An 18026-nucleotide genomic window follows, 5' to 3' on the forward strand; every position below is an offset into this window, starting at 1 on the left:
CTTCGATCAATGCCTCACATGGCGGCACGCCGCAATGTATCCCGTTGCGCGAATGGTTAAGCGGCGCGACGCCACGCTTGTAGAGAAATGGTGTTGCTGCACAATAGCGCGTACATGTACAAAGGGGCCTTCTGATGGACGCCATCACCTACAGCGCTGTTCGCGCCAACCTGGCCAAGACAATGGATCGTGTTTGTGATGATCATGAGCCGCTGATCATTACTCGCAATGGAGAACAATCCGTTGTGATGCTGTCTCTTGAGGACTACAACGCACTTGAAGAGACGGCGTTCCTTCTGCGAAGTCCTGCCAATGCAAAGCGTCTTCTCTCGTCCGTTGCGCAGCTTACCTCTGGAAAAGGCATTGAGCGGGAATTGCCACAGTGAAGTCGATCTTCTCTGACGATGCATGGGACGACTATTTGTATTGGCAGAATAATGATCGCAAGATTGTCGAGAGGATCAACAAGTTGATCCAAGAAGTTAAACGCGAACCTTTTTCTGGACCCGGCAAGCCGGAGCCACTGAAACATGCGTTGTCTGGGTTTTGGTCAAGAAGGATCACTGACGAACACCGCATGGTGTATCGAGTTGAAGCTGATGCATTGCTTCTTGCTCAGTTGCGCTACCGCTATTGAACTGCGACGCCTAACCGGCAGAGGGAGGAGAAGGCCATGCGTACCCACAAGACCAGGGCCTCGCCACTCGGCAGTCATCACCCGCTGCTGTGGCGCCTGCCATCCAAGCCTGTTCGTCAGCCCTTGCGCTCCATCACGATAAGGCGGGCGGCAAGCCCCAAGAAGACGACACCCATCAGGCGTTCAAGCATTACCTGACGACGAGGACTCGACAGCAACCATTGCCCAAGGCTGCCGCTGGCGACGGACACGGCCGCCTGGAATAGCAGGCCAAGAAGCGCCAACACCGCACCGAGAGCAACAATTTGCTCGAATATCGGCCCGAAGGCCGGAGACGCGAACTGTGGCAGAAACACACCCGAGAACAGGATGGCCTTCGGGTTCAGAAGATTCGTAAGGAACCCACGGCGGAAATTCTCGAATGGAGAACGCACGGTAGTTTGAGCGCCGGCTTCGAAAGGCTTGGCGCGAAGCGACTTGCAGCCGAGAAACACCAGGTAGGCGGCGCCCCCAAGGCGGATGGCATCGAACGCCAACGGCGACGTGGCGACGATTGCCGCAACACCGACAGCGGCAAGGACGGCATGCCCAAACATGGCCAATGCAATACCAGCAGAGGCCCAGAGGGCCGAACGGCGACCTTGGGTCGCACCGGTAGCCACAACAAATGCGACATCCGTCCCGGGCGTAATGAGCAGCACGAAGGAGGCGGCGAGGAAGACTGGCAGAACAGACGTATCAAATGGCATAGTGCCTCCTTGAAATGGCAAACGTTCCCCGAAACGACCGAGGTAGAGAACTTCGAGACAGAAAATATGGGGACAGGGTAATCGTTCACTCCCCTACGCTGTTGCCGGGATAACAGGGATGGGGGGAAGCGGCAAACCCTTGCGAGCGGCGGCGATGACGGTGCCGAGGTACTGCCAGGCAGAAGCGGCGCGACGGCGACAGGTTTCGATAAGGCTGGCGAGCAGAGCAAAGGCGCGGGAGCCCTGTTCAGGGCGCGTCCCGTGACTGATGTGGCGCGAAATACTCGTTCGATGCCACTATTGCCTGTGCCGTAATCGAGGCCGCACCTCCCCGATCTAGTAGTCGAGGTTTGATCACTGCGGCAACGTCGGCATCTTCGAGGCATCGACTAAATTTTAGGTCCTTACCGATTTGCCTTATCCGCTTTTCTCCTTGTTGAGTAAGCTCAACAGGTAATGCCATTCCCTCTGCCACGTTTGGCGGGAAAGTTAGCCTGATAGAAAAATTGTCGTGGCCAATTGATTTGTTCCCTGAAAGGGTCATCATCTCGGCTAACAAGAAATTGGCCGCGCCACCAGCAAACGTCCACCATCTCCATTCCGGTTGGTTGGCGCCAACAGTCTTTTCAGCAGTGGTCTTGCCAACCTCAAGAAAAGCAAACGAGGATGACAGATTGTCGAGTCGATTTTTCGCACGGTTCGAAAGAACAGCCGGGACTTTGCGATCAATCAATAGCGCCTTAATTTTCTGGCAAAGTTCAAGACGAAGCGCTCGTGACGATCCTAGCCATGAAGCCTTCCCCCTGTTTTCGCTAGGCTCGACATAGACCACGCGCGACCTCCAGTCCGAGGTCACCACTCGCCAATATCTGCCCGCCAGAATCAGCGTCGGCGCCGATTCGTCATTTGTCCGAATGCTCATTGGGTCAACAAAACCCAATTCACGCTGACCATGTAGGACTGTCAGTAGCAACGGAGAATTGAAGGTGGAAACGATGGCCTCAAAGTGGCGACGGCCGAATTCATCTTCACCCACCTCCCCCAAGCCAATCAGCCCACCAATTCCTTCGTCCTCCCAAAGAATGGAACGAGAAAGCATCGTACTGATAATTTGTGAAATCTTGTTCGAGTCGAGATCGAAAAAGATGTCAGTCAATTGCGATTCAAGGCTTGCTCTCTCCAGCCCACGGCTTTGAAGGATCAGCGCAATTCCCTGTTGTGCGACCAAGTGCCATGGCGCTACCGGAGGATTTATCGGTTCGACAAAGTCTTCGCGCCAGAGGCGAACGATTGCACTGGCGATCATGAGCCCCTCGTCGTCCGTCGCAAGGAACAAACAGTTCCGCATTTCTCCCTTGCGCCGGCCTGTTCGCCCCATACGCTGCAGAAACGACGCTACCGAACCAGGTGCATCGATCTGGATGACCCTATCCAGATCACCGACATCTATCCCAAGTTCCAGCGTGGATGTCGCAACGATGACGCAATTCGGCTCTTCGGCAAATGCTTTTTCCGCTTGTCTCCGCTCATCTGCGGATAGCGAGGAATGAGAGACAAACGTCCGGACCCCAAAACCGCGAAGGACTGCCGAGAGTTCTTCCGTCTTCGCCCGGCTATCGCAGAAAACCAGGCGCTTTTCGCCAGCATGCAACTTGAAGATGACTGTCGCCGCATTTTCGAGCGAACCAACAAAGTCGATAGTTAGGTCAGCGTCGATTCCGGAATGGCCCGCTCCAATGACAGTCGTTGGCTGGCCGGGAAGCATCCAGTCGATCAAAAATTTCGGATTTCCAACGGTAGCGGTCAATCCCAGTACCTGGATTCGCCGCCCAGCAAGTCGCTGAACTCGTTGAATCAGGCACCGCACATGCCACCCGCGATCGTCACCGCAGAAGGCGTGCAGCTCATCGACAATAATCAAGCCGACGCCAAGAAGCAGGTTTCGCTTGTCGTCGTTTGCCGAAATCAACATCCCTTCGAGAGACTCGGGTGTCGTCAGCAAAAGGTCCGGAGGATCCTTGATCGCTCTTTTCTTGATCGAGTCACTGATGTCGCCATGCCAGACGCCGACACGTCGTCCTACCAAGCCGAAATAGCAGGAAAGGCGAGGTTCCAGGTTATTCAGGAGCGCGCGAATCGGGCAAACATACAGCACGGACAAGCCGCGCCAGTCTTCCGACAGCATCCGCGAGAGAACAGGAAATATCGCCGCCTCGGTCTTCCCACCGGCAGTGGGGGCCAAAAGGATGCAGTGCTGCCCATCGAGAATAGGGGCTACTGCCGCCTGCTGCGTAGGACGCAGCCCGTTCCACCCCAGCGAATTGACGATGTGATGCTGAACGGCTGGATGCAAGCGATCAAAGGCTGCTTGCTCTTCGCTCATTCCACGTCGAGTTCAATGGCATCAATGCTGGAAAGTCCCGAGGCTGCCGCCTCGGAACGTGTCAATTCGTTGGGCGCAAGCGTCAGCGCGTAGTGCTGGCGGGGATCAAAATCAGCAAACTGGTCTACACGGTCCAGAACATCAGCGACCAGTTTTTTCAGGAAGATCCGTGGCGCGACACCAACCTTTCCACCAAGCTTTCCCGCGACGGCGACGGCCAGGTCATGCACATAACTGTCGTCTACGAGGGACCGAACACGATCCGCATCGACGGCACCCTCGGCAAAAATGTCGCGAACCTTGCAACCAACCTGCGACAGCAATCCAAGGTCAAAGTTGGGTAAGCGGATTTGCACCGCGCGCGGATTATCGAATCGAGCCTCCGTGCTGAAATCAACATGCAGGCGCTGCGCCAGGGGCGCCAGCCGCTGCACCCCTTGCGGACCATCGTAGAACGCAGGCGTGCCGTTGATCATCAGGTACAACCCGGGGAAGCGACCCGCATCAATCTCGTCGAGCCATTGGCGCAGACCATTGAGCCCTTTTTCCCGGGTGTCAGCCCGCATTCGCTGCAAAGTTTCGACCTCGTCGATTACGAGGATCAATCCCTGGTAGCCCGAATCGCGAAGGATTGCCAAGACCCCAGCGATAAAACTTGCAGCACCGAAGTGATCGATATCGCCCTTGAGGCCTGCCGTCCGTTTGATCTGTGCTGCCACGTTCGGTTGTCCGGATACCCAGCTCACCAGGCCTTCGGCCAAGGCCGTTTCCCCGCGCGCCACCGCTTCGCGATACGCGCGCAGGGCTGCCGAAAACGCGGGAGCCACCTTGTTGATACTTGCCAGTCGCTGTTCCATGAGCACGCCGGTAGCGGCCATCAGCCCTTGCGCATCGTTCGGGTCAAGCTGGCCATCGGCAAGTACATCCTGCTCGAGAACGTAAAACCAGCCATCAATGATCCCGCGGAATGCCCCTTCGCCGGCGTCGGCCGTGGCAAGCCGCTCGATCAGGCGACGATAGATCGTTTCCATTCGATGCAGAGGAGTTTCTGTCTCCGAGATCTGCACCTCGCTGCTGGCGAAGCCGGCGGCACGCGCCCGTTCCTGCAACCAGCGACCGAAGAACGTCTTGCCGCTGCCATATTCGCCGCGCAGCGCCTTGAACACAGCGCCCCCCGAACTGACCGACGAGAGTTCGTTGTCGAGCGTCGCCTGAAGGCGGTCAACGCCGACTGCGAAAGCATCCAGGCCATTCCGCGGCACCGTACCCCGACGCAAGGCATCGATGATCTCCGAGCGACGGGCTGGACTGATCATTGTGCTCTCCCGGTGCGCCCACCAAACTGCGTCTCAAGGAGCGCTCGATTCAGCCCGACCGTCCCCTCCGCTTCATCGAGGCTAAGCACAGGAGCCTGGTCTACGTTCAACAGGCGACGCGCTGCACTGACGAAGCCGGAAACCCGCAGCAAAGGCATGCCCAAGCGTGCAGCCAGGGCTTGCTTGGACACTTTTCCGCCTCGCTCCGACAAGGCTTCCAGCAGCGCCCGGATCTCTTCATCCGTCACACCAGCACGAGCCACCCACTGTTTCTGCGACAGGAATGCCGTCGATTCAAGCAATGCAGCAATCCAGTCCTGCTCGACTGCCGTGGCCTGAACCACCCCAAGCGCTGGCAGTTCGAACAAGGACTGCTGTCCCGCGGCTATTGGTGTTGGCGGCCTGCTTTTCCTGCTGAGCGCTTTGGCCTGAGCCTGAGAGCCGGGGGACGCGGGGCTTGTCTCGGCAGCAAGCTCCCACCAGGCGGGTGCGGCGCTGGGTGCATGGCGCAAACCCTCTGGCAGCACACTGCCAGTAGTCAGAAGCGTGATCGGGACCAGCATTTCCTGGAGACTGATGCCGCCGTGGTAGCCGTTCTTCCGCGAGCCATACCGCAGGGTTTCGCTCCACGGAACGAAGATCTGCCGTTGCCCATGCGGTGTCATCACCCGCCCGCCGGAGAGCATGATCTCTTCGGCAGAGACAGGAGCGCCGGCAACAGTTCGCCAGCGATCACCCGTTGCGGGATCTGAATAGCTCGCAACTGCCTTGTCCTGCGCCGGATTCGCAAGGGCATGTGTGGCCTCGTCGATCACATGACCATGATCGGCAGTGATCAGAACCAGGCGCCCGGCGTTGCGTGCCTCGTAGAGAAGTGGCTTGATCAGGCGCAGGTCATCCAGCGCCCAGCGGTGGTTCAGTTGAGCCGAGCCCGACAAGTGATCATCGACACCGTTGAAGACAACGGCCACAAGCTTTCGCTCTCGGCTGCCGATGGCATCGCGCACCACCTCGGACAGGGCGACGCCATCGCTGGCCGATGTCAGGTCACCTTTATGGAACAAGACCGGTCTTGCACCAGGCCGGTTCGATGGTACGAGGGGGATGAGTGCGGGATGCTGGGCAAAGCCGGTCTTCTCGTTGGCTGCCTGACCTTGCAGCAGTTTTCCGCAAAACAGACTGGTGCGGGAGATCTCGGTGATCGATGGAATGGTCGCCAAGCCAACCGATGCCTTTTCCTGCGCACTCGGCAAAACTTCATTCCAGCCTTGTCGCTGTGCATCCTCAAGCAATTCCCGATAAATCGGAAACGACAGGCCATCGACGACCAGCAGCAGCACCGGCGCCAGCGTTGCCACGGGAGCGAGCACGTCGGCGATGATCTGCTCTACCGGGACGACATGGTCGAGCTTTGGGCATCCCCCCTGATTCCAGGCGGACAGAGCCAGCGCGAACTGCCTGTTTGACGACTCGCGTCTCGCCCGGGCCGCTTCGCGCAAAGCACTGTAGGCACGAGTCACGACCGCCAGGTCATCGCTTCCCATCAAGGCAAGGCGTGCCCAGTCGGCAAATGCGCCTTCGTCGGCATAGGACTTCGCCAACGAATCCAGCCCGATGTGTTGGCCAGGCTCAGCGTTCGACAGCCAGCGGACCAGCCGCATGGCCATCTCGACACGGCGCACCCCGTGTGCCTGATGAACCGCGAGGCGATGCTCTTTGACGGAGCCTCCCACGACCAGCACCGCAGCCGTGGCAGCCGAGCGAGCAGCCGGCTTCTTCTCGGACCCTGTTGCGAGAAATTCTGTAATTGCGTTGGCGAAAATGCTCAGGCGTGCGCTGAACCCTGAAGACAAGTCGCTGGATCTTTCGGCGAACGCCATCAGGTGAAGGGATGCAACAAGCTGGTCTGCCACATCGAGGACGGGCATCAAAGTCGAAGCATCCATGGCTTTTGTGACCTGAACGGCCGCCGCATGCAAACGCAGTCCCTCACGCTGCGGAATTGGCGTCCCGCCGGTGTAGCGCTCCAGCCGCACGGCCGCGGCCAGCAATTCCGGTGCAAGCGGCGTGTCGTCAGGCCGCTTGAGGACCATGCCGCATACCAGGGCGATCGGCAGCAACTCGCCGCCGTAGCCCGCCTCCAGCACCTGCGCGACCAACCGTCCACAGGAACCGAGAATCTCGATCAACCATTCACCGACCTGTTGGCGTGCCTTCTCATGAAGATCGCCGTAGCGACGTGTTGCCTCGGGTGAGAGGGTCCAGCGCAACACCGAAGCGAGGTCGGGACGCCCCGCATGTTCGGTGGTCATCCCAAGGACGCAGCGCAAGACCTGCGACCAGGCCGCGTCAACATCGAGAACGCCGCCGGCGACTGGTGGATAGCCGCCTGCCGGCAGATTCTCCAACAGTGCCTCGGCAACCCAGGACCAGCGAGCAAGCCGCGAATCGATTGCCTTGGCCTGAAACGCATGGCGCAACATATCCCACGCTTCAACCGAAAAAACCTTGCCACGCGAAAACCGTGCAAGCACGTCGGCGCCCAGCACATGATCGGACAGAGGCGTCAATACCACCAGACCAGGCAATTTCCCTGGCGATTCGCTGGATACCTGGCCTGCATCGGCCATCGCCCCGTCAGCAAGCGCCAGCAGTCGTTCCCGAACCGCAATCGGCGACGGACACCAGGCCACTGAAAACTCCCGATCGCCAACCGCCAACGTCGATGGCCAGTCTTCGTTGTGCTGCGCACGAATGGCGATCACCGCTGCTGTTCTATCGTGGCGCAGAACCGCATCGACCTGGGCGACGATCTGGCGGGCCGACGGGTTGAGCAATACATTCACCTGCTTAGCCCTTCTTCGTGATTTTCCACGAGATGCTCAGTCGGTAGTCGGCATCCTTCACAAGTTCCGCACGAATTTCATCAAGAGAGTTGATCGCATCGGATACGGCCAGGTCCTTCTTGACCTCTTCGCGAATGACTCGAGTCCCTGGTTTTGGTGGCTCAGGCTCTGGCCTCGGCGGCGCGTCAGTCAGCAGCTTCAAAGCCTTGTTCTTTTGCTCGGCCAGGGCCGCCTTCAGGCCAATTGCATGCTCGTCACTCGCCAGTATCTCCGCCAGCCGTTCCCGCATCGATTGGGCGGCAACCCGGCGGTGATCCACGAGCGCGATCACGGCGGTGAAGAGTTCCCAGTCTGTCGTCTTCAAAGCCTCGTCAAGCGCTTTCGCCTTGCCTATGGTCTGCCCGTAAGCTGCCTCTGTCGTCGCCATTGCCGCGCCCGCAAGGGTGCTGATCACGTCGGCATTGGCGGATGTCATGCCGAGGAGCAGAGCCGCAGCACCCTCGGCTGTCCTGAGCCGATCGGAATCCCGTCCGGCATTGCCAAGACTCCGCCACTTCACGGCCAGTGCCTTGGCGTAATCCTGCAGCGGAGCAAGCCTGGCGCTTGCTTCGGTGGTCAACTGATCCTTCAGTCGGGCCACATTGCCCGCATTCAACGATTCCGCCACCGTCAGTCCGAAGAACAGGCCAGCGCGCCGGATCGCCACTTTCCAATCGTCTTCACCGGGCAGTGCCTGCTCGCGCAACTCAAGCTCGTTCGGTGTGTTTTCAAGCGTCGGCGGATAGGGGCCGTTGTTCAGGAAGAAAGAACGATTGGTCATCGCTGCGAACGCGTGGATGATCAAATTCTGGACTTCCGGCAGCAAGCCCATCGGGCTCGGATCGTCGATCCATTTGCGCATTCGGGCGACCGTGATCGGCGCGCCGGGGTCACCATCCGCAGCCTGTCTTTGCAGGAAATGAGTGCGCCAGTGATTCTCCAGCGCGAGATGGGTCGCACCCATGTTGCCCAGGCGCAGGGGATTGACCACTGCAAGCGTCAATTGCCGCAGCGCGCGATCGGCCACATGCACGCGCTGGTCTTTGTCCTCAAGCGCCCGAACCAGCTCCGCCTCGACCTTCTTGAGCACGGCGATCCTGATCTCGGTCTCGAACTGCGGGTGTGCCGGATACCTGTGGGTGAACAACTGGTCCAGCAGGTTGATGAATCCCTCGCGCAGATTGGCGCCCACCGGCGCCTGCGGCTGGAATGTCCGGTCGAGCGTGCGGAACTGGTCGGCCACTCCGAGCTTCTGGTCGACGGCTTCGCGCGGATCCTGGGCGATTCCGTAGGCGACCTCGAGGTATTGCTTGAGGCGCTGCTGCAGTTGATCGCGCTGATTCTTGGCCAGGGAACGTGCCTGTGCCCGGTCCACTTGCGCCAGATGCGCGGCGTAGTCGTTGAAACGCTCGCCCGTCAGGATGTAGTCGAGCACCACCAGGCGCCCAAGATCCTTCAGGGCCTTTTCCGAAAGGAAGGCTGGCAGCCAGACCAGCGTCTGCGAGCCTTCGCCGGTGTAGCGGTCCAGGCGGGCAAGATCATCGGCCGGGGTGCGGTTGGGTTCGTCGAAAGGGAAGTCGAGAATGACCGTCCACGCCCCTTCACGCCCGCGTAGCCGATCATCGGCCAGTTCGCGCACGTTCTCATACAGTACCTCGACCTCGCGCAGGGTGCCGCGCCACCAGAACGAGAAACGGGTAAACAGCTCGTTGCTATCCGGAATGCCGAGTTCGCCGAACAGCATCTCGCGAATCTTGCGCCGGCGGTTGCCAGTGTTGTCGTGCCCCTCGGCGCCTTTGACGATCGGCTCGATATCGACCCCGGTGACCTGAATCGAGATTACCGGATTCTGCTCGTCGGTGATCTTGAGTTCGCCGACTTCGCCCGCCCAGTCACGACACCTCTTCAATACGTCCTGCGCCTCGCGGCCAGGAATCGGCGACTTCACCGAGCCATGATTCAAGGCGGCAAGTCGCTGCGCCGTCAGGGCCTTCAACGACTCGACCTCGGGCACCAGGGCCGCCAGCAGCAGCGTTTTCAGGATGCGGGCGTCGTTACGGAAATTCCGTGCCCGCACAGGGTCGACCGCAGCATGGGCCTGCGGGTTGCGCAGATCCTGCCAGACGACCCCATGTGTCCGTTCGAGCAGCGGCACCAGCTTCTGGCTGAAGAGGCGCTTGGCATTGTCGAAATGCAGACGCATGGCGTCCGAGAAGGGCTCGTCACCATCGACGATCACGTCCCACAGGTCACCTACCGGGATGATCTGGCCCAGTTCAAGGTCGTCGCGGCGGTCAACCAGCAGTTGCAGCATCAGCTTCAAGGCTGTGCGCTCACGTTGCAGCACACTCGACACCGCCACCAGGGTCTGCACCAGAGCCGGGCTGAACGGGTAGACCAGTCGGAACATCTCGCGGTCGGCGTTCGATGTCAGCAGCGTGTCGGTCACCGTCCTCGACCTGTTGGCGAAATCCTCGAAAGCCGCGTCCAGCACCTGACGGGCTGATTCGGTCGCCGGCTTGAGAACGCGGGCCTGGGCAATGACCGGCAAGTTGCGGTCCTCCAGGATGATCTTGTGAAAGCGCGCCTCCCAGTACTTGAGCACGTCGGCAAACTGCATCTGCATCGCGCCGGCCATGTTGTCGCCGACCAGTTCGCGCAGGTCGCGCTGACGCGCCACGAAGCTGATCAAGGGCACCGGACGATCGGCATTGGCTGCCTCGACCAGTTTCGAGAGCTTTGACCCTTCGCTGCTGACAAACGCGACGTCCGCTGCCCGACTCGCCAGCCAGAGAATCAGCTCGTCGAGGAAGAGGATTACACCGTCGTAGCCGAGTTCGCTCGCGTGGCGGGAAAGGATGGCGAGTCCATCGTCGAGGCTGACAAACGCCTCGCCCTGGCCACCGCCACTACTGCTGGCCACCGAGGCGTAGGCGCTAAAAAAACACGAAATCAGGTCACCGACCAGACGGCTACGCTCGTCACCCCGAGGTGATTCCAGCATCGCCGCTTCGAAGCTGCCGGCATCCCAACCGCCGGAAAGCTCGCCCCAGCCGTCGGCACTGCCGGCGTGTTCGTTCAGTTTGCCAAAGAAGGCGTCATCGCCCATGCGCGCCCGCAGTTGCTGGGCATCGCGAAACAGCCCCTCGGCCAGGTAGAAGCCGGGCACTGGCGCATCGGGGTGGATGCTGCGCACATGGTCGGCGTAGCCGCCGAGAATGGCCGACTCCATGTTGCGGGCACCGATCATGTGATAGGGAACCAGCAGGAACTTCTTGCCCTCGGTCCAGGCGTTGCTCCTGGTCACGACGCTGGCCAGTTCCTTGATCGAGCGGGCGCGAACATTTCCGGCCAGAAGCAGGTTCAGCACCGCCATGAAATGGCTCTTGCCTGAACCGAAACTGCCATGCAGGTAGGCTGCCTTGCTTTGGCGCGTCGCCAGTGCCGACTGGATGAAGGCCAGGGCATTGTCGAAAGCCTGTGCCAACTGCGGCGTGACCACGTAATTGCCGAGTGTTTCGTCCGCGGCCCGGACGCCATCGGACAGTTTGAGGACAAAGTCCCCTTGATGGACCCGCTCGGGGATCGGTATCAGTTCACGAATCAGCGTCATGTCGAATCCAGTCCAACAGCCAAGGCAAAGTCACGCACGCTGACGATCTTGACCTGCGGAATCAGACGGCGCGCTTCGCTAAAGTCGCTATCGCCGGTAATCAGGTAATCGACAAGCACCTTCATCGTGCGGCCCGGGTCGCATCGGTTTCCGCCGCAATATCGGCATCACGGATCGTCGCGGCCTGTGGCAGGCTTTGAACCATCTGCATCAACCGGCTCCATTCCTGCTCACGCTCTGCGGAATTCCGCTCCGACCCGACAACCAGCACCTCGACCAGCGAACCGGGAGCAAAGGGCAAGTGGCTGAGGGCCAGATCCCCGCTTGGCTGTACCCGTGCATAGGTTTTATAAGCTTGCATGTGCTACTCCTTTTCTTGTCGAACAGAGGCGCTGCTCAATCCAGTCTCTGGGCATTTCTCCAACAATCTGTTGGAGAATTAGCGCATCCCGACAAATCACAAAGAACTGACGCATCGAACACAGGTTCTGCGGCGAAAACCCGCTCATCCCGGGAAATGCCGAGCGCAGGTCCGCCCGCCTTGCTTGACGAAGAAACTTTCAATGTCATACAAGTCCTGGCGCGTATTGCCGCAAGGTTTGCTCGGCTACAGGGCCGAAGAACTGGCGCGTCAGACTAAAAAAAGAGTTAAGTGCCGGGAGATAATGGGGAGCTGTATGGCGACCATGAGGAGTCATTTCTCCCTGACACAAGTGCTCAATACTCCATCCCTTATCCAAATGTTGCGCCAAAAGCGCATCCAGCTCGTCCCAAAGATTTCGGCGCAAGGTGACGAGATAGGGGCTATTCAGGTTCAACAGCCGAATTGTGTATTCGGCCCTGGCTTGATCTGCCAGGCTGCGATTCAGATTCGGCCCCATTTCGCCATTGGACAGATAAGCGAAATAGGAAGCGCACTGCGGGTCACGGATCGAAACGAACTGCACCGTATCAACTTGATTCTGCTTTTCTCGAGCATGGCCACCAAAATTCACTTCAACCTTGCCTGGGATGGCAGCGCGGTACGAAGCCAGCTTGGGCAAGCCCTCGTCACTACTCAAGGCACTTGCAGCAAGGTTGGACCAATCAAAGGTTCGTTGCGGATTCTGGCTCTTATTTTCAATATGTTCGATGTGATAACCCAGCCCGTACAAATCCGCACGCAACTCGCTGTAACAACAAAGCATGTACTGATCTTGCAGAAGGCGATCGATGACTGCTTGCTTGCTCGGTGCAAACTCATGCCAGCGACGCGTTACTTCATCTGATGATTCTGGGGGCGTTTGATTTGCCTGTGAAAGTGCTACGGGCCCGGCGCCTGTCGGTGCAACATGCCTCATCCCTCACCGTCCCTTTGCACCAGGAAAGTCTGGCGGCTGACGCTCCGCTGTAAGCGCAGCATTTGAGGATGTCCGGGCCCCAAGGCTTGTCCAAGCCGGCGAAACAAATCTTTGGCTTCGTCTGACTCGTAACGCCCCTGATCGACAAGATTCGTCAGGCGATCAAGGTCACTTTTTTCATCCACTGGGGGCTGGGGGTTAACCAGCATCACACTCTGCAGAACATCGCCGCTGGGCTGGCCGTAGGGGTTTGCCAGTGGTTCGGTCGCCACGGTCCTGCCGTCCGTGTCTGTACTGAATACGCGGATATTTTCTCGCCTGACCGTGCTGATAACCTGCGGGCTGTGGGTGGTCACAATGAATTGCGTCGACGGAAAAGCACGCATCAAATCATCTAACACGCGTTGCTGCCACGAGGGGTGAAGATGTAGGTCGATTTCATCCACCAGCATGATGGCGGGGGCGATCAGCGGTGCGGAAAGGGGGAGATCTTCAGCTACTTCATCGGGTCTGCGCAAGGTATGAAGTTCTTCGAGAGCGATGGCAATCGAATTCTGGTCGCCATAATTCATGTGACCGTTGGCCAAAACCAGCCTGCGCGCGAAATCAACGCCAAGTGCCAACATACTTTGATACCCCTGACTCAGTTGAGTCACCAGCAAGGGGGCGCCGCCGTCAGATGGTTCCACGACAAATTTGTGGTCCCGATTGAAACAGGGATTCTGGTAACTTCCATCGAGTAATGTCTTGATGGTTTCTCTAACGGCATCAAGCGCCTGAGAAGGAGCGTAATCATCGCTTGCAACACCTTTGTTGGCGCGTAACTCGGAGGCTTCTTCTCGGTCGAACCATTTCAGCAGTTCCTTGAAATCACTCAAGGAATCGAGCGCACCGATCAGCGCGGAGGTTGGATAGGCATAATTTTCCTTGCTTTCGCGCAAGCGTTCCGGCACCTCGATATAGCCTCGCCGCGCGCCAAAATAGGCAAACACAGGCGTCAGTGCAGGCGCCGAAGATTTGTAGCTTTCCGAGATGGTCTGCAGGCGACTCTTGAGTTCAGTCAGGCCGTGTTTGGTTTTCGGTTCCTGTCCTTTGGTACCAGAAGGCCGCCAATAGTCCCATTTCAGACCGTCAACGGTTTCCGCGACAACCTGCGCGAAGTCAGCCAATTTCCAGCGCTCCTTGCCCGAGCGGACTGTCGCCGGTTCAACGCGGAAATCCGCATCCGCAATACCCCGACCGGTGAGCCGCTGGTTTGCCGACGAAAGATAGTTCAGTACAGGCGTCAATGCGGTGGCGATGCCATCAAGGACGGCGGTCTTGCCGGCCCCGTTTTCGCCGACGAACACGCTCAGTCTTGGGTGGAGCGTTACCTCGAAGGACTCGAAGCAGCGGAAATTATTCAAGGTGATTTTCTTAAGGCGCATGGCACAAGACTCCTTTGCCGCTGCCTCTTGCAGGATCATTCATGGTCATCCTCCTCAAATCGCCGGCCGTCGACCGCGACGAACGGTAGTCGCCGGCGGCCGCCAGCCCACTACGGCCTCGCGGGTCAAGCCGAGGTCGCGGGCTTCTTCATCGACGAAGCCATCCAGATAGTCGCCCATGCGGGTGCCGTGTTCGGCATCGGGGTCGTTGTGCCACTGTTTGATCCAGGGCGCCAGTTCGGCGATGCCGGCCAGCAAGGGCTTCAGCCGCTCGGCATGCCAGCCCTCGTTGTCCTTCATGTCGAGATAGCAGGTGGCGATGGCGGTGCCGAGTTGCAGCGGGTTGAGGCCGGCCCAGGCGATCAGCAGGCTGCCGTCGGCGTCGCGGCTGCAGTGCGGGAAGCTGACGAAACGTTCCTTCGGTACATCGAGCCCGCCGCGCAGGCGCCAGTAGTCGGTCTTCTGGAAATCGCTCGACTTGTACTTGGGCGGCACCGGAATGTCGCCGATCTCGGCGGTCTTGCGCCGCCGGCGTTCCGATTCGTCGCTTGTCTCGGCGTCGACCGCATCTTCCCGGCGCTGCAAGTCCCAGGTGCGCTCCCATTCGGCGCGCTTGCGCAGGCCGGCTTCGCTGTAGCGCAGAACGGGCAGCACGGGCACTGCTTCGCCGGCCACGAGGTTTGCCACCAGTAGCGCCACGTCAAAATCGGAGCGGCCGGCATACAGTTCGGCAACCTGCATGAAATCGGTGTCGGACCGTAACGGATCGGCCAGCTTGTTGGTGCTGGTCAGGCTCGGGGTGTCGGCCGCAGCGTCTTTCAGAGACGATTCCAGGCGGTCGAGCAGCCAGCCCTTGAGGGCGGTCTGCTCCTGTTCTGCCCACGCGGTCGACGCCCAGCGGCGCTTGTACTCGGGGCGTTCGATCAGGCCGATGACTTTGTCGGATTCTATCAGCGCGATGCGGGCTTCGACGATGCAGCGGTAATCGGCCGGCCAGTGGGCGGGCAGTTCGGTGATCGGTGTTGAGCCATGGCGGGCAAACCAGGTGGTTTCGGCTTGGCCGGCGGCGATGCGCCGGGCGAGGACGATTTCAAAGGCGCGCTCGCCGAGGGCAATGTCTGGCGGCTGCGGGTGGGTGAGTTCGGTCTGCGTCAGGCTGTAAAGTTGATAGCAGCGCCAGTCCAGTTCTTCCTGGGTCGCGATCATTTGCCGTCGCAGAGAAACGCTCTCGCATCTTGCGGCGACAAGTGCCGCTCTCGTCCGTGTGGCGGAAACAATGGCAGCGGGGCTATTGTCATCCAAATGCTGAGAGAGATCATCGAGTCGACGAGTAAGGTCATAACAATCTAGCGTTACGAGAGGGAGTTTAGCTGCTATCCCCGCACCGATCTCATAGAAATCCTCGAAAGGGTCAGTTCTTTGTCGTGCCCCCTTGCCATCGACGGTACTTCCTCGGTTTTGAGCGACTTGCTTCAACCAAAAACATGCTACCGACGAATTGAGTAAACCAAGCAAGCCCAGATGCTCCCCCTCGCTCGCCGCCGCCCGCAGCTTGATAACTGGCGCTGTTCTATTGAAAACCCTGCCACCTCGGTCAAGAACAAAATGGTTGTGAGTTGCGTAGAAGGCGAAGGTGATGGTGAGTGGAGTATTGAATTTTTCCGCTGAGATATGGCCATAGGCAAACCATTCGTAACCACGCTGCAATTGTGTTTTCTTGAACCATATTCGGTTGGACAAACCAGTCTTCAACGGCCAAAGCCAACGATAAATCTCCGGCGCAAGAGATGCTTGGAATGATTTGTCCACATGGGGAAACACGGCAACCGAATGCGTGTTGAAGAACCAGTCTCGAACAATGTCACCCACGACGAATCCACGAACGAATTCCTTTGGAAAAGATCTGCGGCCTACAAGATCGCTTGGAATCTGATAGGCGTCGTCTTCGAGCGTAACAACACCCACACCAACATTCGCAACATCGCCCAAAGTGCGTTCACTACCCGACTCAAGCATCTCCTTCAAATCCGCCGCGCCACCGCCGCCGATGCTCCACGGATGCTTTGCAAAGGTCGAACGTGGGGTATCGGCCACCGACACAAATGCCGATTCACTGCCGGCGACATCGACCTGCTCGACGATCGCCCGCCAGACCAGTCCCAGCGCCGGGTCGTCCGGGGTCGAGGGTTCGCCCTTGATGCCCATGACGGTGCGCACCACCGACGTCAGCGGCGCCCGGTTGCGACCGAAGAGGATGACCGTTGGCGTGCCGTGGCCGGGAATGTAGGCGCCCGAGGTGTCGATGACGTGGCTGAGGTCGATGCGCGGCAGGAAGTCCTCGATCAGCTTCTTGCCGAACTCGCGCTTCATGAAGCTGTTGGTAGTGATCAGGCCGACGTAGCCGGCCGGCTCGCGCTCGCTACCGGGAATGGCGAGTTCTAAGAAGCGCTCGGTGAAGGGCACGCCAAGCGAATACTTCATGTGGCAGGTGAGGTAGCGCGCCCGGTAAGCAGCATTCAGCGCCGCGTCCTTGACGGTGATGTAGGGCGGATTGCCAACGACGGCGTGGTAACGCTGGCCGAGGATGCGGTTGAGATCAGGCAGGTCTTCGCTGGCGAAGGCGTGGGCGAGCGCGCCACGGCCGAGGTTTTCGGCCTCGCCGCCGAGTGCGAGTTGGCCGTGGCCAAGGCGCGGGCCATGCAGCAGACTGTCGCCGGCGGCGAGGTTGAACCTGAAGTTCGGCGCTTCGGCGAGACTGGTTTCAGCGCAGGCCTTGAGCGCGGCAATCAACAGACGGAAGCGGGCGATGGCGACGGCAAACGGGTTGAGGTCGACGCCGTAAATGCCGTTCAGCGCCTGCTGCACGGCATCGCGCGCGTTGCGGCCGGGTTCGTTCTTCTGCCAGCATTCGAGCAGGCGGGCGAAACCGCCGAGCAGGAAGTGCCCGGAACCGCAGGTCGGGTCGATCAGCCGCACTTCGCGGTAACCGAACTCGGCGATGGCCGGGTTCAGCGTGCGGTCGAGGATGAATTCCTCGACGAATTCCGGCGTTTGCAGCAGCGCAAACTTCTTCTGCGCCGCTTCGGAAAGATCCTGGTAGAGGTCGCCGAGAAAGCGCGTGCTCCACTCGGGGTCGCTGAAGTCATGGAGCAGCGTGCCGGTGTCCGGGTCGATCTTCTGCCAGAAGCCAACGATGGCCATCGCGCCGTCGCCGGAGACGGCCAGGCGGAACAGCGGATTGTGCCGCTCGTCGAACAGCGGCCCCAGGCCGGGCAGCCGGCCGACGTCGCGGTAGGCGGCGAGCAGGTATTCGAGGTCGCTGTCGCCCGGATGGGCGCGGAAGTAGCTTTCGTGCCGGTCCTGCGCCAGCGCCCGCTGGGCCGGGCTGGCGGCACTCAACCAGGGGCGATCGATCAGGCTGTTGTCTTCCAGGAAACGGATGAACACGCCCATCAGCAACCAATGCACGGCGGCCTGGGTGATGGCTTCTTCCTTGAAGTCGTGCAGCGTCGCAGCCATTCGCCCGGCGTTGCGGGCGGCCTGCCATTCGTTGTCCAACGAGGCATCGAGGTCCGGCGTCGCGGCCAGCCGCTCGCGGAGGTCGGATTCGATCGTCGTGGTCAGGCGCTTGAGGTCGCGCAGGAGGGCGGCGGCGTTGATCACGAGGGGATTCCTT

The 18026-nt window shown here is 59.6% G+C and carries 12 protein-coding genes and 1 pseudogene; 2 read left to right on the top strand and 11 right to left on the bottom strand.

Going from position 1 to position 18026, the window contains the following annotated elements:
• Positions 1–134: 134 nt before the first annotated feature.
• Both CAP2UW1_RS24655 and CAP2UW1_RS24660 read left to right on the top strand, forming a co-directional pair.
• Positions 135–386 (top strand): type II toxin-antitoxin system Phd/YefM family antitoxin, encoded by a 252-nt coding sequence (locus CAP2UW1_RS24655; RefSeq protein WP_015767807.1) that lies wholly within the window; start codon positions 135–137, stop codon positions 384–386.
• Positions 383–637 (top strand): Txe/YoeB family addiction module toxin, encoded by a 255-nt coding sequence (locus CAP2UW1_RS24660; protein WP_015767808.1) that lies wholly within the window; start codon positions 383–385, stop codon positions 635–637. The genes CAP2UW1_RS24655 and CAP2UW1_RS24660 overlap by 4 nt, the downstream gene beginning before the upstream one ends.
• A 116-nt stretch (positions 638–753) precedes the next feature.
• Here the strand turns inward: CAP2UW1_RS24660 and CAP2UW1_RS16715 are convergent, their stop codons facing one another.
• The 11 genes and pseudogenes from CAP2UW1_RS16715 to pglX all read right to left on the bottom strand — a co-directional run bounded on the left by CAP2UW1_RS16715 (position 754) and on the right by pglX (position 18013).
• Positions 754–1386 carry a LysE family translocator gene (locus CAP2UW1_RS16715; protein ID WP_015767809.1) on the bottom strand — a complete coding sequence of 211 codons (633 nt, stop codon included), beginning with the start codon at positions 1384–1386 and terminating at the stop codon, positions 754–756.
• Between the two features lie 93 nt (positions 1387–1479).
• Positions 1480–1668, bottom strand: a pseudogene (locus CAP2UW1_RS26350) (IS66 family transposase); the annotation flags it as partial.
• Positions 1634–3769 carry a DEAD/DEAH box helicase gene (locus tag CAP2UW1_RS16720; RefSeq protein ID WP_015767810.1) on the bottom strand — a complete coding sequence of 712 codons (2136 nt, stop codon included), beginning with the start codon at positions 3767–3769 and terminating at the stop codon, positions 1634–1636. The gene CAP2UW1_RS16720 and the pseudogene CAP2UW1_RS26350, both read right to left, overlap by 35 nt.
• Positions 3766–5085 carry a BREX system ATP-binding protein BrxD gene (gene brxD, locus CAP2UW1_RS16725; protein WP_015767811.1) on the bottom strand — a complete coding sequence of 440 codons (1320 nt, stop codon included), beginning with the start codon at positions 5083–5085 and terminating at the stop codon, positions 3766–3768. Before brxD ends, CAP2UW1_RS16720 begins: the two co-directional genes overlap by 4 nt.
• Positions 5082–7931: a BREX-2 system phosphatase PglZ gene (pglZ, locus tag CAP2UW1_RS16730; protein ID WP_015767812.1), complete on the bottom strand. Its 2850-nt coding sequence runs from the start codon at positions 7929–7931 to the stop codon at positions 5082–5084. Before pglZ ends, brxD begins: the two co-directional genes overlap by 4 nt.
• A gap of 4 nt (positions 7932–7935) precedes the next feature.
• Entirely contained in the window at positions 7936–11583 is a 3648-nt protein-coding gene (locus CAP2UW1_RS16735) for a hypothetical protein (protein ID WP_015767813.1), read from the bottom strand.
• Entirely contained in the window at positions 11580–11708 is a 129-nt protein-coding gene (locus CAP2UW1_RS26195) for a hypothetical protein (RefSeq protein WP_015767814.1), read from the bottom strand. The genes CAP2UW1_RS16735 and CAP2UW1_RS26195 overlap by 4 nt, the downstream gene beginning before the upstream one ends.
• On the bottom strand, positions 11705–11944 hold the full coding sequence (locus tag CAP2UW1_RS16740; protein ID WP_015767815.1) for a hypothetical protein: 240 nt from the start codon (positions 11942–11944) through the stop codon (positions 11705–11707). Before CAP2UW1_RS16740 ends, CAP2UW1_RS26195 begins: the two co-directional genes overlap by 4 nt.
• A gap of 205 nt (positions 11945–12149) precedes the next feature.
• On the bottom strand, positions 12150–12923 hold the full coding sequence (locus tag CAP2UW1_RS24665) for a retron system putative HNH endonuclease (protein WP_015767816.1): 774 nt from the start codon (positions 12921–12923) through the stop codon (positions 12150–12152).
• The gene (locus tag CAP2UW1_RS16750; RefSeq protein WP_015767817.1) at positions 12920–14389 is read right to left on the bottom strand and encodes an AAA family ATPase; all 1470 of its coding nucleotides are present in this window, start codon (positions 14387–14389) and stop codon (positions 12920–12922) included. The genes CAP2UW1_RS24665 and CAP2UW1_RS16750 overlap by 4 nt, the downstream gene beginning before the upstream one ends.
• 15 nt (positions 14390–14404) lie before the next feature.
• A complete protein-coding gene (pglX, locus tag CAP2UW1_RS16755) occupies positions 14405–18013 on the bottom strand; it encodes a BREX-2 system adenine-specific DNA-methyltransferase PglX (RefSeq protein ID WP_015767818.1) in 3609 nt (1202 codons plus the stop codon).
• Positions 18014–18026 lie beyond the last annotated feature (13 nt).

Source organism: Candidatus Accumulibacter phosphatis, from assembly GCF_000024165.1.
GTDB lineage: Bacteria > Pseudomonadota > Gammaproteobacteria > Burkholderiales > Rhodocyclaceae > Accumulibacter > Accumulibacter phosphatis.